This window comes from Aeromonas sp. S19(2024) (assembly GCF_041402625.1).
In the GTDB taxonomy this organism is placed as follows: Bacteria; Pseudomonadota; Gammaproteobacteria; order Enterobacterales; family Aeromonadaceae; genus Aeromonas; species Aeromonas caviae.
In genome coordinates this window covers 37,621-60,357 of the sequence record NZ_JBGLQU010000016.1, presented here as the reverse complement: position 1 = coordinate 60,357, position 22,737 = coordinate 37,621, and the positions used below count along the sequence as shown (strand labels likewise).

21 protein-coding genes are annotated in these 22,737 nt (G+C 62.6%); 15 read left to right on the top strand and 6 right to left on the bottom strand.

The features are described 5' to 3' along the window. Window positions 1-467 precede the first annotated feature (467 nt). The 4 genes from ACB037_RS20090 (at window position 468) to ACB037_RS20075 (ending at window position 5,819) form a co-directional block, all read left to right on the top strand. A complete protein-coding gene (locus ACB037_RS20090; protein WP_025202523.1) occupies window positions 468-1,994 on the top strand; it encodes a Re/Si-specific NAD(P)(+) transhydrogenase subunit alpha in 1,527 nt (508 codons plus the stop codon). Window positions 1,995-2,005: 11 nt separating this feature from the next. After that, window positions 2,006-3,490, top strand: a complete 1,485-nt coding sequence (gene pntB / locus ACB037_RS20085; protein WP_010675995.1) for a Re/Si-specific NAD(P)(+) transhydrogenase subunit beta — start codon at window positions 2,006-2,008, stop codon at window positions 3,488-3,490. A gap of 323 nt (window positions 3,491-3,813) precedes the next feature. Continuing rightward, the gene (locus tag ACB037_RS20080) at window positions 3,814-4,485 is read left to right on the top strand and encodes a transcriptional regulator (protein WP_025202524.1); all 672 of its coding nucleotides are present in this window, start codon (window positions 3,814-3,816) and stop codon (window positions 4,483-4,485) included. A 26-nt stretch (window positions 4,486-4,511) separates the two neighbouring features. Continuing rightward, entirely contained in the window at window positions 4,512-5,819 is a 1,308-nt protein-coding gene (locus ACB037_RS20075) for a serine dehydratase subunit alpha family protein (RefSeq protein ID WP_371175806.1), read from the top strand. A gap of 72 nt (window positions 5,820-5,891) precedes the next feature. Here ACB037_RS20075 and ACB037_RS20070 read toward each other — a convergent pair whose 3' ends face one another. Further along, on the bottom strand, window positions 5,892-6,647 hold the full coding sequence (locus ACB037_RS20070) for an outer membrane protein assembly factor BamD (protein WP_039039695.1): 756 nt from the start codon (window positions 6,645-6,647) through the stop codon (window positions 5,892-5,894). Window positions 6,648-6,763: 116 nt separating this feature from the next. Here ACB037_RS20070 and rluD point away from each other — a divergent pair, with 116 nt between their 5' ends. From rluD to ACB037_RS20050, 4 genes are all read left to right on the top strand, one after another. After that, window positions 6,764-7,744 (top strand): 23S rRNA pseudouridine(1911/1915/1917) synthase RluD, encoded by a 981-nt coding sequence (gene rluD / locus ACB037_RS20065; RefSeq protein ID WP_010675991.1) that lies wholly within the window; start codon window positions 6,764-6,766, stop codon window positions 7,742-7,744. A 119-nt stretch (window positions 7,745-7,863) separates the two neighbouring features. Continuing rightward, window positions 7,864-8,601: a peptidoglycan editing factor PgeF gene (gene pgeF / locus ACB037_RS20060; protein ID WP_371175805.1), complete on the top strand. Its 738-nt coding sequence runs from the start codon at window positions 7,864-7,866 to the stop codon at window positions 8,599-8,601. 250 nt (window positions 8,602-8,851) lie between these two features. Next, the gene (gene clpB / locus ACB037_RS20055) at window positions 8,852-11,425 is read left to right on the top strand and encodes an ATP-dependent chaperone ClpB (RefSeq protein ID WP_371175804.1); all 2,574 of its coding nucleotides are present in this window, start codon (window positions 8,852-8,854) and stop codon (window positions 11,423-11,425) included. Window positions 11,426-11,485: 60 nt separating this feature from the next. Beyond that, complete coding sequence (locus ACB037_RS20050; protein ID WP_371175803.1) at window positions 11,486-12,310, top strand: MBL fold metallo-hydrolase; 825 nt, start codon at window positions 11,486-11,488, stop codon at window positions 12,308-12,310. 228 nt (window positions 12,311-12,538) lie between these two features. On the opposite strand, the gene asnA is transcribed toward ACB037_RS20050, so the two are convergent. Beyond that, entirely contained in the window at window positions 12,539-13,531 is a 993-nt protein-coding gene (gene asnA / locus ACB037_RS20045) for an aspartate--ammonia ligase (protein WP_010675987.1), read from the bottom strand. A gap of 154 nt (window positions 13,532-13,685) precedes the next feature. Between asnA and asnC the strand changes: the two genes are divergently transcribed. Then, window positions 13,686-14,147 (top strand): transcriptional regulator AsnC, encoded by a 462-nt coding sequence (asnC, locus tag ACB037_RS20040; RefSeq protein WP_010675986.1) that lies wholly within the window; start codon window positions 13,686-13,688, stop codon window positions 14,145-14,147. Between the two features lie 101 nt (window positions 14,148-14,248). Here asnC and ACB037_RS20035 read toward each other — a convergent pair whose 3' ends face one another. Further along, entirely contained in the window at window positions 14,249-15,004 is a 756-nt protein-coding gene (locus ACB037_RS20035; RefSeq protein WP_233466804.1) for an ABC transporter substrate-binding protein, read from the bottom strand. Window positions 15,005-15,261: 257 nt separating this feature from the next. Further along, window positions 15,262-15,666, bottom strand: a complete 405-nt coding sequence (locus tag ACB037_RS20030; protein WP_029314862.1) for a CBS domain-containing protein — start codon at window positions 15,664-15,666, stop codon at window positions 15,262-15,264. 159 nt (window positions 15,667-15,825) lie between these two features. Between ACB037_RS20030 and ACB037_RS20025 the strand changes: the two genes are divergently transcribed. Beyond that, window positions 15,826-16,530, top strand: coding sequence for an SDR family oxidoreductase (locus ACB037_RS20025; protein WP_069784973.1), 705 nt, complete (start codon window positions 15,826-15,828; stop codon window positions 16,528-16,530). Between the two features lie 58 nt (window positions 16,531-16,588). On the opposite strand, the gene folK is transcribed toward ACB037_RS20025, so the two are convergent. Continuing rightward, entirely contained in the window at window positions 16,589-17,134 is a 546-nt protein-coding gene (gene folK, locus ACB037_RS20020; RefSeq protein ID WP_371175802.1) for a 2-amino-4-hydroxy-6-hydroxymethyldihydropteridine diphosphokinase, read from the bottom strand. A 125-nt stretch (window positions 17,135-17,259) separates the two neighbouring features. Between folK and ACB037_RS20015 the strand changes: the two genes are divergently transcribed. The 4 genes from ACB037_RS20015 (at window position 17,260) to ACB037_RS20000 (ending at window position 20,817) form a co-directional block, all read left to right on the top strand. Further along, window positions 17,260-17,352, top strand: coding sequence for a YnhF family membrane protein (locus ACB037_RS20015; protein ID WP_010675981.1), 93 nt, complete (start codon window positions 17,260-17,262; stop codon window positions 17,350-17,352). Window positions 17,353-17,454: 102 nt separating this feature from the next. After that, the gene (locus ACB037_RS20010) at window positions 17,455-18,867 is read left to right on the top strand and encodes an ATP-binding protein (RefSeq protein WP_010675980.1); all 1,413 of its coding nucleotides are present in this window, start codon (window positions 17,455-17,457) and stop codon (window positions 18,865-18,867) included. 105 nt (window positions 18,868-18,972) lie between these two features. Next, complete coding sequence (locus ACB037_RS20005; protein WP_371175801.1) at window positions 18,973-19,482, top strand: hypothetical protein; 510 nt, start codon at window positions 18,973-18,975, stop codon at window positions 19,480-19,482. 54 nt (window positions 19,483-19,536) lie between these two features. Further along, window positions 19,537-20,817 carry a sigma 54-interacting transcriptional regulator gene (locus ACB037_RS20000; RefSeq protein WP_010675978.1) on the top strand — a complete coding sequence of 427 codons (1,281 nt, stop codon included), beginning with the start codon at window positions 19,537-19,539 and terminating at the stop codon, window positions 20,815-20,817. A 59-nt stretch (window positions 20,818-20,876) separates the two neighbouring features. On the opposite strand, the gene ACB037_RS19995 is transcribed toward ACB037_RS20000, so the two are convergent. Continuing rightward, a complete protein-coding gene (locus tag ACB037_RS19995; protein ID WP_042014355.1) occupies window positions 20,877-21,350 on the bottom strand; it encodes a DUF1097 domain-containing protein in 474 nt (157 codons plus the stop codon). A gap of 371 nt (window positions 21,351-21,721) precedes the next feature. Here ACB037_RS19995 and msrP point away from each other — a divergent pair, with 371 nt between their 5' ends. Continuing rightward, entirely contained in the window at window positions 21,722-22,732 is a 1,011-nt protein-coding gene (gene msrP / locus ACB037_RS19990) for a protein-methionine-sulfoxide reductase catalytic subunit MsrP (protein WP_102948934.1), read from the top strand. The last annotated feature ends 5 nt before the right edge of the window (window positions 22,733-22,737 follow it).

Here is a 22,737-nt window from a genome sequence, read left to right as displayed (position 1 = left end):
CAGGGGGCCCGAACCCGCCAGCAGGCGGGGACGCGGCCCCCTGATCGTTGCAAAATGGTTACTTTTTCCCTTTTCATCTCATCAGATGAGCCAACGGCAGATTTCGTAAGAACAAAAAACGCTAAGGTAGAGGCCGGGTTAAACATTTTTTTTGACTGGTTGGATCACTTTTTTTAGCGCTTTTTGCTGGTATAAGCCCCTAATTTGGTTTGTTTTTTTTAATCACGGTCCGGGATGGGCTGAATTCTGTACCCGCCCGCCCAGGGCCGTGGTTGTAATAAAACTCCAAAATTTGATACTAATCACCCTCGCGCCTGAAAAGCGGGGGCCTGACCGTGACAGGAGGTCGAGGTGAAGCCTGCTGATTTTCATAACAAAGGGCCCGTGACCTGCACTTTGATCATGCCTTGTCCCCTCAGACATGAGAGACTTGGCGATGATTGTTTATTAACCATCAGGGAATAGTCATGCAGATTGGAATACCGAGAGAGAGTCTCGCCGGTGAGACCCGGGTCGCAGCGACCCCGGCCACTGTCGAGCAGCTGAAAAAGCTCGGCTTCGAGGTTGCCATCGAGGCCGGTGCCGGCCTGCGAGCCAGCTTCGATGATGCCGCCTTCGAGGCTGCCGGTGCCAGCGTGGTACCGAACGTCTGGCAAGCCGACCTTGTCTTCAAGGTCAACGCGCCGACCGAGGCCGAAATCGCACAAATTAAGGATGGTGCCACCCTGGTGAGCTTCATCTGGCCCGCCCAGAACCCCGAGCTGGTCAAGAAGCTTTCCGAGCGCAACATCAATGTGATGGCGATGGACATGGTGCCGCGGATCTCCCGTGCCCAGTCCCTCGACGCCCTCTCTTCCATGGCCAACATCGGTGGCTATCGCGCCGTCGTGGAAGCCGCGCACCAGTTCGGTCGCTTCTTCACCGGCCAGATCACCGCCGCCGGTAAAGTGCCGCCCGCCAAGGTGCTGGTCATCGGTGCCGGTGTGGCCGGTCTGGCCGCCATCGGGACCGCCGGTTCCCTCGGTGCCATCGTGCGTGCCTTCGATACCCGTCTGGAAGTGGCCGAGCAGATCGAGTCCATGGGTGGGGAATTCCTCAAGCTGGACTTCGGCGGCGAAGATGGCGCTTCCAGCGACGGTTACGCCAAGGTGATGAGCGAAGAGTTCATCAAGGCCGAGATGGCGCTGTTCGCCCAGCAGGCCAAGGAAGTGGACATCATCATCACTACCGCCCTGATCCCGGGCAAGCCGGCACCCAAGCTCATCACCAAGGAAATGGTGGACAGCATGAAGCCGGGCTCCGTCATCGTGGACATGGCGGCCCAGGCCGGCGGCAACTGCGAATACACGGTACCGGGTGAACTGCATGTCACCGACAACGGCGTCAAGGTGATCGGTTACACCGATCTGCCGGGCCGCCTGCCTGCCCAATCCTCCCAGCTCTACGGCACCAACCTGGTGAACCTGATGAAGCTGATGTGCAAGGAGAAGGACGGCAACGTCGCCATCGACTTCGAAGACGTGGTGCAGCGCAACATGACGGTGGTCCAGGCCGGTGAAGTGACCTTCCCGCCCCCCGCCATCTCCGTCTCTGCCGCCCCGCAGAAACCGGCTGCCGCCAAACCGGCCGCCAAGAAGGAAGAGGCCAAGCCCTCCAACAAGAAGTTCGTGTTCGGTGCCCTCGGCATCGCCGCCTTCGGTTGGGTGGCCGCCGTGGCGCCTGCCGCCTTCCTCTCCCACTTCACCGTCTTCATCCTGGCCTGCGTGGTCGGTTACTACGTGGTGTGGAACGTCTCTCACGCCCTGCACACGCCGCTGATGTCGGTCACCAATGCCATCTCCGGCATCATCGTGGTCGGTGCGCTGTTGCAGATTGGACAAGGGTCGACCCTGGTCACCGTGCTGGCCTTTGTCGCCGTGCTGATTGCCAGTATCAACATCTTCGGTGGCTTCACCGTCACTCAGCGCATGCTGAAGATGTTCCGTAAGGATTAAGGGGGTTTAACGTGTCTCAAGGACTGGTAACAGCATCCTATATCGTTGCCGCCGTGCTCTTCATCCTCAGTCTCGCGGGACTGTCGAAGCAAGAAACGGCCAAGCATGGCAACCTGTTCGGTATCGCGGGGATGGCCATCGCCCTGCTCGCCACCGTCTTCAACCCGGAAACCAGTGGCGTCCACTGGATCATCCTGGCCATGGCCATCGGTGGCGCCATCGGCGTGCGTCTGGCCCTCAAGGTCGAGATGACCGAGATGCCCGAGCTGGTGGCCGTGCTGCACAGCTTCGTGGGCATGGCAGCGGTGCTGGTGGGCTTCAACAGCTTCATCGATCTGCACCCCTCCGCCCCCGCTGAAGTGGTGGTCTCCGTCGGTTCCAACCTGGATGCGACCCTGGCAGCCGCCCGGGCGGCGTTCGAGCAGGCGGCAAGCGTCGCCCAGGTCGAGCACCTCTCCGGCGCCATGCTGAACATCCACCTGGTGGAAGTGTTCCTGGGCGTCTTCATCGGTGCCGTGACCTTCACCGGTTCCGTGGTGGCGTTCGGCAAGCTGCGTGGCCTCATCTCTTCCAAGCCGCTGATGCTGCCGCACCGCCACAAGCTGAACCTGCTGGCCGTGGTGGTCTCCATCGCGCTGATGATCCACTTCGTCAACGCCGGTGGCTCCACCTTCGCCCTGCTGGTGATGACCCTGATCGCCTTCGCCTTCGGCTGGCACCTGGTCGCCTCCATCGGTGGTGCGGACATGCCGGTGGTGGTCTCCATGCTGAACTCCTACTCCGGTTGGGCGGCGGCGGCGGCGGGCTTCATGCTCTCCAATGACCTGCTGATCGTCACCGGTGCCCTGGTGGGTTCCTCCGGTGCCATCCTTTCCTACATCATGTGCAAGGCGATGAACCGCTCCTTCATCTCCGTGATCGCAGGAGGCTTTGGCTCCGACGGCGTGGCCTCCACCGCCGAGCAGGAGCTGGGCGAATACCGCGAGACCAACGCCGAAGACGTGGCCGACATGCTGAAGAACGCCAGCTCCGTCATCATCACCCCGGGCTACGGCATGGCGGTGGCGCAGGCCCAGTACCCGGTGGCCGAGATCACCCAGAAGCTGCGTGATCGCGGCGTCAAGGTGCGCTTCGGCATCCACCCGGTGGCCGGTCGTCTGCCTGGTCACATGAACGTGCTGCTGGCGGAAGCGAAAGTCCCCTATGACATCGTGCTGGAAATGGACGAGATCAATGATGACTTCGCCGACACCGACGTGGTGCTGGTGATCGGTGCCAACGACACCGTCAACCCGGCCGCCATGGAAGATCCGGGCAGCCCCATCGCCGGCATGCCGGTGCTGGAAGTGTGGAAGGCGCAGAACGTCATCGGCTTCAAGCGCTCCATGAACACTGGCTACGCCGGTGTCCAGAACCCGCTGTTCTTCAAGGAGAACACCCAGATGCTGTTTGGCGATGCCAAGGCCAGCGTCGAGGCCATCCTGAAGGCGCTGTAAGCGTTGACCGGATGAGACAAAAAGGGGGCTTCGGCCCCCTTTTTTTATGACCAGAGTGGATGACCGTGGCAGGGAACAGACAGGCTGTGGTGCCTGCCTGTCCGGACTGACGAGCCCTGGCTCAATTAAAGTTGAGCAAAAGCACCAAAAAACTACCTTGAAGGCCTCTCATGGGGCCTTTTTTTCATTTCAGTCGTGATTTTGCTCACATTTTGTGGTGTTGTCTCACCAGTCGGGCATAATGCCCGCGCAAAAAGCGGATTTGCTCAATTTTATTTGAGTCCGCTTTGAATATCCTTACCCAACGTTGACCGGATGACCCCATGACCGAGGTAGCTCCCTTGCGCGACGCCAGCACACTGACCGATGAAGAGCGCCATCTGATCGCCAGCTTCGAGCCTGCGGTGGCGGCGCTGTCCGCCCTGTTTGGCCCGGGCTGCGAGGTGGTGCTGCACGCCTTTGACAGTCTGCACGCCTCCGTCATCAAGATTGCCAACGGCCACATCACCGGCCGCCAGGAGGGAGCGCCGGTCACCGATTTTGCGCTCGACAAGTTGCACAGTGCCGCCGGCAGCCAGTGGAGCAGCTATTTCTCCCGCTCCCGGGAGGGCACCCTGCTGAAGTCTTCGTCCATCACTATCAGCAACCGCGAGGGCAAACCCATCGGTATGCTGTGCGTGAATTTCAGCCTGGACACGCCCCTTGGCAGCCTGCTCGACACCTTTGCCCCGCCCGCAGTGCCCCCTGCCCACGGCACCGAGACCTTCGCCAGCTCGGTGGATGATCTGGTGGCGCAGGTGATCGCCAAGGTGGACAGGGATCCCGGGCTGGGCAGCAGCGTGCGCAACAAGGCGATCGTGCACCGGCTCTACGACATGGGCATCTTCGAGATCAAGGATGCCGCCCAACTGGTGGCCGAACTGCTCGGCATCTCCCGCCATACCGTTTACCTGCATATCCGCAATCACAAGGCGGAACTGGCCGAACAACAATGACGAGCCCGCACGCGGGCGTCATGAACATGAGACACATCGCAATGAACGCACAATGGACCGACTTTATTACCCTGCTCAAGCGTGAAGTGGTGCCGGCCCTCGGCTGCACCGAGCCCATGTCGGTCGCCCTGGCGGCGGCCAACTGCCGCAAGCTGCTGGGGCAGGTACCGACTCGCACCCGCGTCTGGGTCAGCGGCAATCTGTTCAAGAACGGCATGGGGGTCGGCGTGCCCGGCACCGGCATGATCGGCCTGCCGGTGGCCGCCGCCGTTGGCATCACCGGTGGCAACCCGGATGCCGGGCTGGAGGTGCTCAAGAGCCTCACGCCGGATCAGGTCGAGGCGGCCAAGGGGCTGCTGCCCACCATAGAGGTGGATGTGAAGGATGTGCCCGACGTGCTCTACGCCGAGGTGCTGGCCGAAGTGGAGGGGCACAGCGTCCGGGTGGTGATCTGTACCGACCATACCCGCATCGTGCTGATGGAGAAGGATGGCGAGGTGCTGATGGTGCAGGACAGCGCCCCCGGGGTGCAGATCCAGCCAGCCAAGGCCGACAAGCCCGCCATGACCCTGAAGGAGATCGTGGCCTTCGCCCTGGAGGTGCCGCTGGTCGAGATCGACTTCATCCGCGAGGCGGCCACCATGAACCAGGCGCTGGCGGACGAAGGGCTGCAGGGCTATGGCCTGCGCATCGGCAAGATCCTCACCGATCAGGTGGAGCGCAAGCTGCTCTCCGACGACCTGATGACCCTGGCCATGCGCCTGTCGTCTGCCGCCTCCGATGCGCGGATGGATGGCGCAATGCTGCCCGCCATGTCCAATTCCGGTTCCGGCAACCAGGGCATTGCCGCCACCATGCCGGTGGTCGCCGCCGCCCGCTTCCTCAAGGCCGATGACGAGCAGCTGGCCCGTGCCCTGGTGATGAGCCACCTGGTGGCCATCTACATCAAGGCCTACCAGAACAAGCTCTCCGCCCTGTGTGCCGCCAGTACCGCCGCCATGGGATCGGGGGCCGCCATCACCTGGCTGCTGGGGGGCCAGTTCGAGCAGATCAGCCACTGCATCAACAACATGATTGGGGATGTTTCCGGCATCATCTGCGACGGCGCCGGCAGCGCCTGCTCCATGAAGGTCTCCACCTCCACCTCGGCGGCGGTGAAATCCTCGCTGATGGCCATCAACAACCTGCGCGTGCCCCAGAGCGAGGGGATCGTCTCGGACGATGTGGATCAGACCATCGCCAACCTGGGTCGTCTCTCCAAGGAGGGGATGCTGGATACCGACATCGAGATCATCAACATCATGCGGGCCAAGCAGCAGGGTAAGCACCAGTGACCCCGGAGTGCCGCCGTCGGCCATAAAAAAACCGGAGCCAGTGGCTCCGGTTTTTCATTGTCCGTTCGCTACTCAGCCGCGACCGAGACGGTTGTCCGGGTAGTTCTTGGCCAACACTTCGCGGGCATGCTGGGCCAGGGTCGGCATCTTCAGGGTGTCATAGGCGTTGACCATGATTTCCAGTGCCTTCTCGGTTTCCACCGTGTCGGGATAGGTCTCGACGATCAGCTTGGCGCGGTTGGCGGCGGCGATCAGGGCGTCACGCTTGACGTAGTACTCGGCTACCCCCAGGTCATAGCGGGCAAGACGGTTCTTCAGGCCGATCATGCGGGCACGGGCATCGGCTGCATAGCTGCTGTTGGGGTAGTTCTGCAGCAGGGTCTTGAAGTCCTGGAAGGCCTGACGGGCGTAGGAGGGGTCCTTGTCATCCCGATTGATGCCGAGGAAATCCTGGAAGAAGTTGTAATCCGCCGCCATGTTGGTCAGGCCGCGCATGTAGAAGACGTAATCGATGTTCTTGTGCGCCGGGTTCAGGCGGATAAAACGGTCAATGTTGGCGATCGCCTGGGCGGTATCATCCTGCTTGTAGTAGGCATAGATGAGATCGAGCTGAACCTGGTTGGAGTAGGCACCGAACGGGTAACGAGAGTCCAGCGCTTCCAGCAGTTCGATGGCATTGAGGTAGTTGCCGGTATCCAGTTTGATGCGGGCTTTCTGGTACAGAACTTCCGGCGGTTCGTCGGGAACCTTGGGTTTGGTGCTGGAACAGCCAGTGATCAGGGTAGCGACCAAGGCGAGCGACATCAGCAGGTGAGACTTCTTTCCCATCAACAACATCCGGTCCATTTCCACGAAATTGGCAAAGTATCCGTTATGCTTGGCTAAAAGAAAAGCTAGAATACCCGGATTATTTCGAATTGATACCCCCGCTCAAGAGACCATACATGAGCCAGCATATTGAACTGACAGGCGAATTTCAGGATCACCAATTCGGGCAACGACTCGACCAGGCCCTGGCCGAATTGTTTCCCGACTACTCCCGGACCCGCATCAAGGAGTGGATTTTACAGGACAGAGTGACCCTGGACGGTCAGGTTGCCAATACCCCGCGCGAGAAAGTGGTGGCCGGGCAGCAGGTACATGTGAATGTGGAACTGGCAGACGACACCCGCTGGGATGCCCAGAACATCGAGCTGAACATCGTTTATGAAGATGAACACATCCTGGTGATCGACAAGCCGGCCGGCCTGGTGGTTCACCCGGGCGCCGGTACGCCGGACGGCACCGTGCTCAACGCCCTGCTGCACCGCTACCCCGGCATCGCCGAGGTCCCCCGCGCCGGTATCGTGCACCGTCTGGACAAAGACACCACGGGGCTGATGGTGGTGGCCAAGACCATTCCCGCCCAGACCCACCTGGTGGAAGCCCTGCAGGCACGCCAGATCACCCGTGAGTACGAGGCGATTGCCATCGGTCACATGACCGCCGGCGGCACCGTCGATGCCCCCATCGGTCGTCACCCGACCCAGCGTACCCACATGGCTGTGGTGCCCAACGGGCGCGAGTCCGTCACCCACTACCGGGTGCACGAGAAGTTCCGTGGTCACACCCGTCTGCGGTTGCGGCTGGAGACCGGCCGTACCCACCAGATCCGTGTCCACATGGCCCACATCAAGCATCCGCTGGTGGGGGATCCCGCCTACGGCGGTCGTCTGCGTCTGCTGCGCAACGCCACCCCCGAGCTGACCGAGGCCCTGCGCGGTTTCCACCGTCAGGCGCTGCACGCCACCATGCTGAAGCTGGCGCACCCCATCACGGGTGAAGTGATGGAGTGGCACTCCCCCACGCCGCAGGATATGGTGGCGCTGATGGAAGTGCTGCGGGCGGATACCCTGGCCAATCCGGACGATCTGGTCTGGAACTGATCCCGGGGGCGGCCTTGCGACGATTCCTGCCGTAATCTGCCCTCCATGATCTGACGCGGGGCCCCTTGACTGGTTGCAGCCAAGGGGCCCCGTTTTCATATGAACGAAAGGAGCCACAGATGAACTGGATCACACCCGACTGGCCCGCGCCGGGCAATGTCAGGGCTCTCTCGACCACCCGGGACGGCGGCATCAGCGAAGGGGTCTTTGCCGGCCTGAACCTCGGGGCCCATGTGGGCGATGAACCGGCCAGGGTCGAGGCCAACCGCGTCCGACTGCAGCAGGTGGCGGGGATCCCCGGCACTCTCAACTGGCTCAACCAGGTACATGGCATCGCCGTCCATCCGGTGAGCGACCGTTATGAGCGCGTACCGGATGCCGATGCCGCCTGTGCTCATAAGGCGGGGCAGGCCTGCATCGTGATGACTGCCGACTGCCTGCCGGTGCTGTTCTGCGATCGGGCAGGCACCGTAGTGGCGGCGGCCCATGCCGGTTGGCGCGGACTGCAGGGGGGCGTATTGGAGGCAAGCATCGCCGCCATGGGCTGCGAGCCTGGCGAGATCCTGGCCTGGCTGGGCCCGGCCATCGGTCCCGCTGCGTTCGAAGTGGGTGGCGAGGTGCGTGAGGCCTTCATGACGGAGCAGGCGGAAGCGGCGACTGCATTCGTGCCATCCCTCAACGAAGGGAAATGGCTGGCGGATATCTACCAGCTGGCCCGACTGCGCCTCGCCCGCGCCGGCGTCACCGCCATCTATGGCGGCGAATACTGCACTTTCAGCGACAGCGAGCGCTTCTACTCCTATCGCCGCGATGGACAGACGGGTCGCATGGCCTCCCTTGTGTGGCTGGAAAAATAGCCGAAGAGGCGCTCGCGAGTGGCCGCAAGCGCCTCTTCACTTCCTGGTGATGGCCCTTTGGCGGCCATGTCTTGCTGCCGAGCAGGCTCAAGGGGCAGGCTGCCATTGCGAGGTCGTTTTCCCTCGGTCACTGCTATTGAGGAAAAAATAAACAGCCACCCCTTGAAATTGCCCTTCAAGACCACATCTTCCTTGTCAGAAAGCGATGTTGTTGCCGCGCATGCGGCGTCTGTCTTGAAGGGGGAGTGCAATGCGCCTCGATCGCCTGACCAGCAAATTCCAGATTGCCATTTCCGATGCCCAGTCTCTTGCACTGGGTCGTGACCACCAATTCATCGAACCCGTCCATCTGATGAGCGCCTTGCTCAATCAGGACGGCGGATCCATTCGTCCGCTGCTCACCCTGACCGGGCTCGACATCAATACCCTGCGCTCGCGCCTCGGCGAGGAGCTGGATCGCCTGCCCCGCGTCAGCGGCGTGGAAGGGGACGTACAGCTCTCCAACGGCCTCGGCCGGCTACTCAACGTCTGCGACAAGCTGGCCCAGCAGCGCAAGGATCAGTTCATCTCGTCCGAGCTGTTCGTGCTGGCGGCCCTGGACGAGAAGGGGACGCTGGGCGAGCTGCTGCGTGCCCAGGGGCTGACCAAGGAAAAACTCGAGGCAGCCATCGACAAGGTCCGTGGCGGCAAGAAGGTGGAGGATGCCAACGCCGAGGAGAATCGCCAGGCGCTGGAGAAGTACACCATCGATCTCACCGAGCGGGCCGAACTCGGCAAGCTCGACCCGGTGATCGGCCGGGATGACGAAATTCGCCGCACCATCCAGGTGCTGCAACGCCGCACCAAGAACAACCCGGTGCTGATCGGTGCCCCCGGCGTCGGCAAGACCGCCATCGTCGAGGGGCTGGCCCAGCGCATCATCAATGGCGAAGTGCCGGAAGGGCTCAAGAACAAGCGGGTGCTCTCCCTCGACATGGGGGCCCTGGTGGCCGGAGCCAAGTATCGCGGCGAGTTCGAGGAGCGGCTCAAGGCGGTTCTGAACGATCTGGCCAAGGAAGAGGGCAGCGTCATCCTCTTCGTGGACGAGCTGCACACCATGGTCGGCGCCGGCAAGGGCGAGGGTGCCATGGATGCGGGCAACATGCTCAAGCCCGCCCTGGCCCGCGGCGAGCTGCACTGCGTCGGGGCCACCACCCTCGATGAGTACAGGCAGTACGTGGAGAAGGATGCCGCGCTGGAGCGCCGTTTCCAGAAGGTGCTGGTGGAGGAGCCCTCGGTGGAGGACACCATCGCCATCCTGCGTGGCCTGAAGGAGCGCTACGAGCTGCACCACCATGTGCAGATCACCGACCCCGCCATCGTCGCGGCGGCCCAGCTCTCCCACCGCTACATCGCGGATCGCCAACTGCCTGACAAGGCCATCGACCTCATCGACGAGGCGGCGGCCAGCATCCGGCTCCAGATCGACTCCAAGCCGGAATCCCTGGACCGGCTCGAGCGGCGCATCATCCAGCTCAAGCTGGAGCAGCAGGCGCTGATGAAGGAGGACGATGACGCCAGCCGCAAGCGCCTCGATCTGCTCAATCAGGAGCTGACGGAAAAAGAGCGGGAATACAACGAGCTGGAAGAGGTGTGGAAGGCCGAGAAGGCTGCCCTCGCCGGGACCCAGCACATCAAGGCTGCACTGGAGCAGGCCCGTCAGGATCTCGATGTGGCGCGCCGCGCAGGGGACTTGGGCCGCATGTCCGAGTTGCAGTACGGCCGCATCCCGGAGCTGGAGAAACAGCTGGATCTCGCCACCCAGGCTGAGATGCAGGAGACCAGCCTGCTGCGCAACCGGGTCACCGACGTGGAGATCGCCGACGTCCTGGCCCGCTGGACCGGCATTCCGGTGGCCCGCATGCTGGAAGGGGAACGGGAGAAGCTGCTGCGGATGGAAGATCAGCTGCACAGCCGGGTGATCGGCCAGGAAGAGGCGGTGGACGCCGTCTCCAACGCCATTCGCCGCTCTCGTGCCGGGCTGTCCGACCCGAACCGCCCCATCGGCTCCTTCCTCTTCCTCGGCCCCACCGGGGTGGGCAAGACCGAGCTGTGCAAGGCGCTGGCGGAGTTCCTGTTCGATACCCAGGATGCCATGGTGCGGATTGACATGTCCGAGTTCATGGAGAAACACAGCGTGGCCCGTCTGGTGGGGGCGCCTCCGGGATACGTGGGTTACGAGGAAGGGGGGTATCTCACCGAGGCGGTGCGCCGTCGCCCCTATTCGGTGATCCTGCTGGACGAGGTGGAGAAGGCGCATCCCGATGTCTTCAACATCCTGTTGCAGGTGCTGGACGATGGCCGCCTGACCGACGGTCAGGGGCGTACCGTGGACTTCCGCAACACCGTGGTGATCATGACCTCCAACCTCGGGTCTGATCTCATCCAGGAGCACCACTCCGAGAAGGATTACGACGAGATGAAGGCCATGCTGATGGAGGTGCTGAGCCGCAGCTTCCGGCCGGAGTTCATCAACCGGATCGACGAGACCGTGGTGTTCCACCCGCTCGGTGAGGAGCACATCAAGTCCATTGCCCGCATCCAGCTCAAGAGCCTGATGAGCCGTCTGGAGTCCCAGGGCTTCGAGGTGGAGGTGAGCGAGGAGCTGCTGACCAAGCTGGTTCATGCCGGGTTCGATCCCGTCTACGGGGCGCGCCCCCTCAAGCGGGCGATCCAGCAGAAGGTGGAGAACCCGCTGGCCCAGGCCCTGCTCAGCGGTCGGGTCATCCCTGGCAAGACACTGCGGCTGGGGGCCGACAGCAACGGCCTCACCATGACCCAGTAATGGGATTGTCGATGAAAAACGCAGGCCTGGTGCCTGCGTTTTGTTTTCTGAGGGATTGAGATGCTGACGTTTTCCGTGCTGGTGGATGACGACGTTCATCTGCCTGGCTGTCTGCCCGAGCGAGGGTTGGCGCTGCTGCTGGAGTGTGACGGCCTCAGGGTGCTGTTCGACAGCGGCCGTGGCCGGGCGCTGTGCCACAACGCCGCCGTGATGGGGATCGATCTCGCCTCTCTCACCCATGTGGTGCTCTCTCACGGTTATTACGACCATGTGGGCGGGGTCGGCTCGCTGCCCGCCTATCCAAGACCCATCCCGCTCATCGCCTGTCCAGACGTGTTCTGCGAGCGGGGCTACTTCCTGCCGTTGCTGCCCCGACGCTACAACCTCTACTGCCTCTCGGGCGACCTGGATCCGCGACAACTGGCGACGAGAGGGCTGCTCCCTCACTGTTCAGCTGAGCCGGTCTGGCTGTCCGAGCGGCTGGTGTTCCTGGGATCCATACTGCGACGGGAGCAGGCCAAACCCTCCTTGCTTGGTTACATGGTGCGGGGCGGGCGAGTGGAGAAAGACCTTATCAGCGATGATTCGGCGCTGGTCTACAAGAGCGAGCAGGGGCTCATCGTCTTTATCGGCTGCGGTCACGCCGGGGTCGAGAACATCATCGAGTGGGCCAAGGAGGTGTGTGGCGACGAGCGGATCCACGCCGTCATCGGCGGCCTGCACCTGAAGTTTTCCGGCCCAGAGCGGGCGGTGACGCTCGGAGCCTATCTGCAGGAAGAGGCGATGGAGCGGTTGTTTGCCTGCCACTGCACCGGCAGCAGAAAGGCGGGGCTGCCGCGCCAGCACCAGATCGGGGCGGGTTTTGAGCACAGTTTTTCGGCGTAAAAAAAACGGCAATCCGAAGATTGCCGGGAGGAATGTATTCGATGCGATCTGACGTGGGTTGAGCGGATCGCAGGGGCAAGCCCCAGGGTAGGCAGGCACAGTCAGCGACCATGCCCGCCTTACAGTCAGTCGGGATACGCTCTCCACCCCGGCTGACCAGCTTCGCTATCGCGTCTGTCCCGCGCCGTGTTGCCGCGATAGGAGGACAGATGCAATCAAATCAATTCGTTACAGCATGCCTGGGATGGCAGCCTTCATTTCAGATGGCCAGACGCCGACCTGGACCTGACCGATGTGCTCTTTTTGCAGCAGCAGCATGGCCAGACGGGATTGGCCGATGCCGCCGCCGATGGTTTGCGGCATGCGTGCTGCCAGCAGATCCTGATGCCAGTCGTATTGCAGGCGATCCTCGTCCCCGGTGATGGCCAGCTGACGGCGCAGGGCCTCTGCGTCCACCCGGATCCCCATGGAGGAGATCTCGAAGCTGTCTTCCAGCACCGGGTTCCACACCAGGATGTCACCGTTCAGACCCGCCAGCCCCAGCTCGCTTTCGCTGCTCCAGTCGTCGTAGTCCGGGGCACGGACGTCGTGGCGTTCGCCGTGAGAGAGGGCGCCACCGATACCGATGAGGAAGACCGCTCCCAGCTCTTTGGCGATGGCGCGCTCGCGTCCCTTGGCATCGAGGTCCGGGTAGCGGGTCAGCAGCTCTTCACTGTGCAGGAACTGGATATCCGCCGGCAGGAAGGGGGTCAGCTCATGCTCGGCACAGACCGCGCGCTCGGTGGCCTTGATGGCGGCCCAGATGCCGCGCACCGTCTCCTGCAGATAGGCCAGGTCCCGGCGCTCGCCCGGCATCACCTTCTCCCAGTCCCACTGGTCGACGTAGACGGAGTGAATGGGGCTGAGACGATCCTCATCCGGACGCAGTGCCTTCATGTGGGTGTAGATGCCTTCACCCGGGCCGAAACCGAAGCGACCCAGAGTCTGGCGCTTCCACTTGGCCAGGGAGTGGACCACTTCATAGCTGTGCTCCGGCAGGGTTTTCACCTTGACCTGCACTGCATGCTCGCAGCCGGAGAGGTTGTCCTGGGTGCCGTCACCGACCCGGCTCAGAATGGGGGCTTGTACCTCCATCAGGCCGAGTTGCAGTGCGAGTTGGCGGGAGAACATCTCTTTGACGAAGCTGATCTGCTGTTGGCTGCGGATGTAGTGCTGTTTCATGCTGAATTACCTGTCGTGAATCCGTTGAATGCGGTGATTCTTCAACAGAATGCCAACTAAATTCAATATTCGATAATTGAAATAGGCTTTGTGTGTTTTTTTCTTCAAAATAAGCCATCAATTAATGATGAATCATTAAAAGGAGCGCAAAAAAGTGTCAGAAAATTATCGGATCGATAATCTCGATCAGGCCATCCTCACCGCCCTGATGGAGAATGCGCGCCTGCCTTACGCCGAGCTGGCCAAACAACTGCTGGTGAGCCCGGGCACCATCCACGTGCGGGTAGAGAAGATGAAGCAGGCGGGCATCATCGAGGGAACGCGGGTGCAGGTGAACCCCAAGAAGCTGGGCTACGACGTCTGCTGCTTCATCGGGATCAACCTCAAGAGCGCCAAGGATTACCCGTCGGCCCTGGCCAAACTGCAGGCGCTGGACGAGGTGGTGGAGGCCTACTACACCACGGGCCACTACAGCATCTTCATGAAGGTGATGACCCGCTCCATCGACGAGTTGCAGACGGTGCTGATCCACAAGATCCAGACCATCGACGAGATCCAGTCCACCGAGACGCTGATTTCGCTGCAAAACCCGATCCTGCGGGATGTGAAGCCTTGAGTCGGGTGGTCTGAGGGGGGCGTAGAGATCCCTATCCTGTGCGAGACCCTGTTCGCGCAGCAGAATTCGACCCTGCGGGAGATGACACCCTGAGCGGTGGATCAGGGTTCGATATAGGGGATGCCGTATTTGTCGTAGAGGGCTTTGAGCCGGCCGTCCCGCTTCATGTGCAGCAGTTCGGCATCATAGGCGGCCATCAGGGCCGGGGTGTCGGCATCGGCCCGGGAACGGGTCCAGACATTGAAGTAGGGGCTGGTCTTGAGGGGTTTTGGCAGGTAGTCGAGCTTGCCTTCCAGTCCCTCCTCTCTTATCTGGGTGAAGGCGGTGACCAGGGACATGGGCACCACGTCGATGCGACCGGCGATGAGTTTGCGCAGTTGCAGCTGGTTGATGGGGATCTCCTGGAAGTGATAGCTCGGGTCTGTCATGGCCGCCGCGAGCTCGGGGGTATAGGAGAAATCCCGGGTGACACCGATGCGCCAGGGTTTGAGATCCGTCAGATGGTCATAATGGATCCGGCCTGCGGACTCCTTGCGTATGAAGAAGTGCCAGCTATGGAGCATATGGGCCTGTTTGGGGTAGAGCAGATAGGCCTCCCGCTCCGGTTTGTAGGAGTGGGTCAGCAGCAGGTCATAGAAGCCGCTTTCGGCATTGCGGGTGAGCCTGGCCCCCGAATCGATGAGCTCAATCCTGATGGGGGTATGGAGCGTGCCGAAGATGGCGGTGACGAGATCAACATCCAGCCCGCGAGGGTGTCCCTGTGCATCCAGCCACTTGAGAGGGGGCTCCAGGATGCCACCAATGACCAGCTCCCTGGCTGACAGCCAGCAGGGCAGCAGCAAGCAGAATACGAGCAAGCGTCGCACGTTACATCTCCTGAGCACTCGGTACGGGGTCGCATCCGGCAGGGACTGTGACCGGCACCTATCTAACTAGAGACGACCACGGATGGCAAACCCTGAAATGGGGAGGGGACAAACGAACGGTGCCGGTGGGAGGGGGGCGGGCTGCCTCGACAGGCCGCCCCGTGGCAGAGTCGGGTGGGGTGGACCAGCCACTCGCCGGTTGTGGGCGGGAGGGTAGTCGGCATGAAACGTGTGCGAGGTGGCCTGTCTCAGGTTGCCTGACACTGTTTCATCTGGGTGTTGAGGGCCTGCATCACCTGACGACGGCTGATGATGCCCGTCACCTTGCCTCCCTCCATTACCGGATAGACCTTGGGTCTGGCCCCGGCCATCTGGCGGGCGAGATCAACGATGTTGTCATCAGGAGAGACGAACAGCGGGGTCCGGCTCATCAGATCTTCGACCAGAGTACGGGTGTCGCAGTGATAGCTGCCCGTGAGCAGGGCGGGAATGCAATCCTGCTCGGAGAGAAATCCGACGAGGTGCTGATGGTCATCCAGTACCGGCAGGCCCCCCAGGTTTGCCCGATGGAGTCTGTCCAGCGCCTCGGCCAGACCGAGGCCGGGGTGCAGTGAGTGGGTCAATGGCTGCATATGATCGCGAATTTGTAGCATGATGGTGGCTCCATGGGGGTCGATGGGACCACTATGCCCGGTGGCCATGACAGGGGGCCAATGGGTTTTGCCTCGGACATCGATAGGTCATGGCCGATGAATGGGTCCTCCGTGCGATCCTGCATGGATCGGGGAGGGCGACAACCACAAGGAGAGGGTATGCGTGCATTGGTAACGGGCTGTGGCCGTCGCCTGGGATTCTATCTGTGTGAGCGGCTGGTGGCCGCTGGCTGGCAGGTGACGGGCAGCTATCGCAGCGAACGGCCCGAGCTGGATCGTCTGCGAGACGTGGGCGTCGAGCTGGTACAGGCGGACTTCACCCGGGAAGAGGAGGTGGGCGCCGTGGTGACGGCGCTGGCGGCCCATGAGGATCTTGCCCTGATCATCCACAATGCCTCCGCCTTCGAGCCCCAGGCGGCGGATCCTGCGGTGCAGCTGGCCCAGTTTGATCAGTTCTACCGGGTACACATGGCGGCTCCCTTCCAGCTCAACCGGGCGCTGGCCCCCGCCCTTGCCCGCCAGCCCAACGGGGGCATCATCCACATCACCGATATCTACATCCATGCCCCGGCGCCCCAGTTTGCCGCCTACGTGGCCACCAAGGCGGGAGCCCATTCCCTGGCCATGAGCTTTGCCCGCGAACTGGCACCCGCCGTGCGGGTCAACACCATAGAGCCTGGCCCCATCCTGTTTCTCGACGAGCACGGGGATGACTGGCGCCAGCAGGTGCTGGCGAAGACGCCGCTGGCGCGGGAGGGGGGTCTGGAGCCCATCTGGCAGGCGGTACAGATGCTGATGAAGAACGACTACATGACCGGGGCCAGCATCCGGGTGGACGGGGGGCGAGCCCTCGCCGTCATCTAGGGCAAGGCGGGCCGCCATGACATGAGGCGCCTTTGGGCGCCTCATGTGTGTGAACGGCTCAAGGGTGCCGGATGGCGGCGTGCCGGGAAGGGGGGCCGGGGTGGCCGTTGCCGGGAAGCAGGGCCTCGTCTTGCTGGCAGAGATGGATGGGGGCCTGGCCGATGCGCTGCTTCGCAAACACCTTGCTGCCCGGCAGGCCGAGGGTCACCTTGCCGGAGTCCACACTGCCGCCCTGATACATCTCCGCCAGCAGATCCCCCAGGTAGGCATCCACCCCGGCCTCGGCGAAGTCATCCCGTTCGCCGCAGGCCAGTATGTCGATGTCCAGTGGCCTGTCCGCCACCTTGCACAGGGGGTTGCTGCGATCCCGGCCATGGGCCAGCTCCATGGTGACAAACTCGGCCTTGAGCTGGACGGGGGTGAGGTCGCTCTGGACGACGAACAGGCAGTTGAGGAAGTCGTGGCGCGAATGCATGCCCACGGGTTTGGTCTGGATGACGGAACTCAGGTGAAGGCGACCAAAGCGGGCCAGCAATTCGGCGACGACCTGACTGACGTGCAGGGCGGGGTCGAGATTGGATCCAATGCTACAGAGGTAAAACATGCTTTCCATTCCTTGGGTTGGGCTCGTCTGAAATATATACGCAGCTCACGGTTATGGGATTCACTATGAATTAACATGTCGTTATCTGTTGTGATCCAACGCTGATTGGCAGAAAGGAGGTTTGCATGAGCGTAGAAATGAAATGGGCACTGTTGGCCGCGTCAGGGGCCCTTGCCATGATCATTGTCATCTGTGTGGCGTCCGTCGGCCTGGCGTGAATCCGGCCTCGGTGAGCAATCAAACCGGCTTTATGGCCGGTTTTGCTTTTTGGGGCAGTGCGGATATGCTGGCTCCCCCATGACGAATCGAGACCGCAGAAGATGACCAAGGTTCGGCCCCGCTCCCTGCTCCAGGTAGTACTGATGGGCTTCGTGCTGGTGCTGATGCCCCTGGGGGGCATGATCTGGCACGACAGTCAGGCTCTCTCCCACCTGGGCCAGCTCACCAGCGACGAGATGGAACGTGCGGTGCGGGACACTCGCCGGGCGACGCTGCTCTCCACCCAGGCCATCGATCTGGAGCGCACCCTGCGCCGCTATGCGGTCCTGGGTGATGACCGCATCCTGGCCAGTTATCGGCAGCAGCTGGTGCGCTACCGGGAACTGCTCGCGACCCATCAGGACTCCATTCCGGATGCCGAGGTCTACGGAGATCTCGAGGCGACGCTGGTCTGGCTCGACGGCCTGCAGGATCTGCGCAAGGCCAGGCAGGAGGCGACCAGCCCCCGTTTCACCGACTTCAACGAGCTGAACCAGCAACTGGAGGTGGTCACCCGCAGCCAGGTGGATGATCACGTGACCCGCATGCGGGGCGCCATCGTGGAGCTGAAGCAGCAGATCTGGTGGGTCAGCGGCTTCGTGGCCGGGCTCAGCTTGCTGCTGGTACTGCTCTTTACCTACCTCATCATCCACCCGGTACGTCAGATTGAGTCGCGGATCCTGAGCCTGGGCGCCGGCGTCGAGCCGGATCAGCGCCCGGTGGACGGCCCGGCCGAACTGGTGCTGCTGGGGGAGCGGATCAGCTGGCTGCACGACAAGCTCAAGGAGCTGGAACAGCAGAAATATCAGTTCCTGCGCCACGTATCCCACGAGCTGAAAACCCCCCTTGCCGTGCTGCGAGAGGGGGCTGATCTGCTCTCGGAGCAGCTGGTGGGGCCCCTCAACGGGGATCAGCAGGAGATCTGCCAGATGCTGGAGGAGAACAGCCGCCGTCTGCAGACCCTGATCGAGCGGCTGCTCGACTTCAATCGCCTCAGCCAGCAGGAGGTGTTCACCCTGTCCGAGGTGCCCCTGGCGCCCTTGTTGTCAGACTTGTCCGAAGAGTACCGGCTCGCGCTGGAATCCAAGCAAATCAGTGTACACTTGCCGCCCGAGCCCATCAGCCTGCGGGCAGAGCCCTACCGCCTGCGACTCATCCTCGACAATCTCTTTTCCAACGCGGTCAGCTATGGCGCCAGGGGCGGACAGATCTGGATCCGCGCCGGGGCGGGGGCGGGCGGCGGCTGGCTGGAGGTGGCCAACGAAGGGCCTGTCATCCCGCCAGACGAGCGGGAGCGCATCTTCGAGCCCTTTGAACAGGGCAGCATAGTGCGCCAGGGATTGCTGAAAGGCTCCGGCATGGGCCTCTCCATTGCCCGTGAGTCTGCCATGAGTCTGGGCGGCGAGCTCAGGCTGATCGAGGATGCCCAGGCGGATGTCTGTTTCCGGCTGGATTTGAACGTGCGCCCGAGCTGACGGGCGTGGCGGCGACCCCGCAGGTGCGGGTGGCGCCTTGACACCGAATATTGAGAGGAGCGGGCAGGTGCCTGTTCCCCACCAGGATCTGAAGTGACATTCAAGATGAAACGATTTGTGATTCCCGTATTGATGATGGGCCTGCTCGCTGGCTGTTCCCTGCTGCCTTCTACCAGCCTCACCGAGCCTTCCCAGGAGGCGATCGCCAGGCGGATGGAGTTTGCCAACAAGGAGATGCAGGTGCGCCTGCAATACTCGGACTGGCTGCTGGCCAGCCATCCCCAGCAGCGGATGCAGGAGCGCCAGCGACTGGGCGGCGCCACCGACCTCGAGAGCCGGGTCAGCCTGGCCATGGTCAACACCCACCCGTCCGAATCGGTGGCCAGCCGCCGGGCCGGGCTGGATCAGCTGAAGGCTCTGTTGCCGGAGCTCGGTCTCGATGCCCAGGCCTTCCTGCGCAGCTGGATCGCCCTCGGGGAGGAGCTGCTGGTGCGAGACAGCCGCCGCGACGATCAGAGTCAGGAGGTGAAGCGTCTGCGCCAGCAGATAGAGCAGCTCTCCGCCATCGACGAGCAGCTCAACCAGCGTAAGCTCAATGGGGGAGGTCAGCCATGACAGCTCCGGACCGCGCCGCAATGATCGCGTTTTTCGCCAAGAGGGGGTGAGAGCATGAGCCGTATTCTGCTGGTGGACGATGATGCCAGCCTGCTCAAGCTGATGAGCATGCGCCTGCGCAGCCAGGGTTACGAGGTGGATACCGCCGACAGCGCCGAAGGAGCGCTGGACAGGCTGCGCCAGCAACGGGCCGACCTGGTGCTGAGCGATCTGCGCATGGGGGGCATGGACGGGCTGGCGCTGTTCGAGCGGATCCAGTCCCAGTGGCTCGGCATGCCGGTGATCATCATGACCGCCCACGGCACCATTCCCGACGCCATCCAGGCGACCCGCTCCGGGGTGTTCAGCTTCCTCACCAAGCCCATCGACAAGGACGAGCTGCTGGTCACCATAGAGCATGCTCTCAGCCTGACCCGTCCGAAGCAGCAGCAGGAGTGGCAGTCCCTCATCCAGACCCGTAACCCGCAGATGGAGCAATTGCTGATCCAGGCGAGCAGCATCGCCACCATGGACGTGCCCGTGCTGATCCTGGGTCCCTCCGGCGCCGGCAAGGGGGTGATGACCCAGGCGCTGCACCAGGCCAGCCACCGCCGCGACAAGCCGCTGCATACCATCAACTGTGCGGCTCTGCCCTGGCCCGCGCTGGACTTGCAGCTGTTTGGCGAGGATGGCCAGTCCGGCCTGTTTGCCGAGGCCAAAGGCGGCACCCTCTTCCTCGACGAGATAGGGGATCTGTCGGAGTCACTCCAGGCCAAGTTGCTCCAGGTGCTGGCGGAGTATGGTCAGGGCACCCCCGAGGTGCGGGTCATCAGCTCCAGCCATCAGGATCTGGTGACCGCCATGGAAGAGGGGCGTTTTCGCGAGGATCTCTTCTACCGCCTCAACGTGGCCAACATCACTCTGCCGCCTCTGAGCGCCCGCAGCGAGGACATCCCCCTGCTGGCCCGTCAGGCGCTGGACGATTACCGCAACCGTCACCCCGATTGCGCCGCCCTCGGCTTCTCGCCTGAGGCGCTGGCCCTGCTGGCCGCCGCGGCCTGGCCGGGCAATGTGCGCCAGCTCTGCGGGGTGGTGGAGCAGCTCGCGAGCCTCTGCTGCAGCCCGGTGATCGGCGCGGCCATGGTGGAGTCGGCCCTGAGTGGCGGCGGTGGCGGCATTCCCTCGTTCAACGAGGCGCGGGCCGAGTTTGAAAAGGAGTACCTGATCCGGCTGCTGCGCACCACGGAAGGCAATGTGACCCTGGCGGCCAACATGGCGGGGAGAAACCGCACCGACTTCTACAAGCTGCTGAATCGGCACGGCATCGAGGCGGCCAACTTCAAGTCGAAGGGATAAATGACAGAGGGGCGGCCGTCGATGACGGGCCGCCCCTCTGGTTTCCGACAGAATCGGCCTCAGGCCGGGTCGCTGACACCGCCGGTGGAGAGAGTCTTCTGGGAGAGCCAGAGGCCGCTCGCCTTCATCAGATAGCCAAACAGGGCGCCGATGATGAGGGAGGGCAGAATGAGCCGCCACTCGCCTGCGGCGCCGAAGGTGGCACAGCAACCGGCGAAGGTGCCGGGAATGTAGGCGAGCCACTGCTGCCTGGCCTGCACGCACATCAGGGTGGCCACCACCCCTGTCATCAGATAACCCGCCATGCCGGCCCCCCACCAGGTCTCCCCGTGGATCAGCAGGAGTGCCCACAGCATGCCGGTGGTGTTGCACAGCAGGGTCTGCAACAGCGCCTTGTAACCGCCACTCGAGGCGAAGTAGCTGGTGCAGCCGAGGAAGCCGACCCAGGAGATGAGACCGAGTGCGGCGGCCAGTCCACCCCAGACGGCGGAGAGGATCCCGGTCGTGATGGCGATGGCGAACAGTGGGCTCATGGCGTGACTCTCAGTGGTTGAATCCGGAAAAGGAGGCAGCCTACTCCGCGGTAGAGCGGCAGCAAGCGGGGGCCGGATTGTGTGTGATCCCGATCACTCTTTGCAACTCTGGAATACGCTTGCGCTCGCGAAAAAAATTCATTGGAGGCGCCGCAGACCTTGTTCCATAGTTAGAGGCCCTGTCCTGCTCATGGAGTGAGTCTGATGGTGCCAAACGTGATCGTTCCTCTGCTGGTGTTCGTAGTGCTCTTCCTGGCCGGTACCATGGCCAAGGCACTGCCCCTTTACCAACTCATGTAATTCTGTGTGAAATAAAACTCGGCCGGGGCGGGTCTTATGGTTGTCAACCTCATCGTCCCGGGAGTTTTTTCATGTTGATCAAGCGCCGTACTTCTCATCACCCCACCGAACAGGATGTCACGCCGGAAACCGTCTATCAGGATCGTCGCCGCATCCTGAAAGGGCTGGGCCTGGGCGTCGGTGCCGCCACCCTGGCGTTTCCGGTGAAGGCCAGCCTGCTGGATCTCTTCGCACCGGACAAGCCGGCCACCGTGGCCCCCACCAGACCCCTCGACATCCGTGCCGCGACCCGGCCAGAGGGATTGATCCTCACCCCGGAGGAGAAGGCCACCACCCACAACAATTTCTACGAGCTGGGGACCGACAAGGGGGACCCGGCCCGCAACGGCCATTACCTCAGGCCCGAGCCCTGGACCCTGAAGGTGGAAGGGGAGGTGGCCAAACCCTTCACCCTGGATGTGTGGGATCTCATCAACAAGAGCACGCTGGAGGAGCGCATCTATCGGCTGCGCTGCGTGGAGGCCTGGTCCATGGTATTGCCCTGGAGCGGCATTGCGCTGGCGGATCTGATCCGCCGTGCCGAGCCCACCAGTCGCGCCAAGTTCGTGGCCTTCGAGACGCTCTATGATCCGGAACAGTTGCCGGGGCAGGCCTCCCGTGCCCTGGGGGGCGGCATCGATTATCCCTATGTGGAGGGCTTGCGCCTCGACGAGGCCATGCACCCCCTCTCCTTCCTCGCCATGGGGCTCTATGGCAAAACCCTGCCCGCCCAGAACGGGGCTCCCATCCGGCTGGTGGTGCCCTGGAAGTACGGCTTCAAGAGCATCAAGAGCATCGTCTCCATCCGCCTGGTGGAGGAGATGCCCCCCACTACCTGGAACCTGCTGGCCCCCAACGAATATGGCTTCTACGCCAACGTCAACCCGAACGTGGATCACCCGCGCTGGAGCCAGGCGAGCGAGCGTTTCATCGGCGAGGGGGGCATCTTCGGGGCCAAGCGCCAGCCGACCCTGATGTTCAATGGCTACGGCGACGAGGTGGCGTCCCTCTATCAGGGGATGGATCTGCGTAAATGGTATTGAGACTG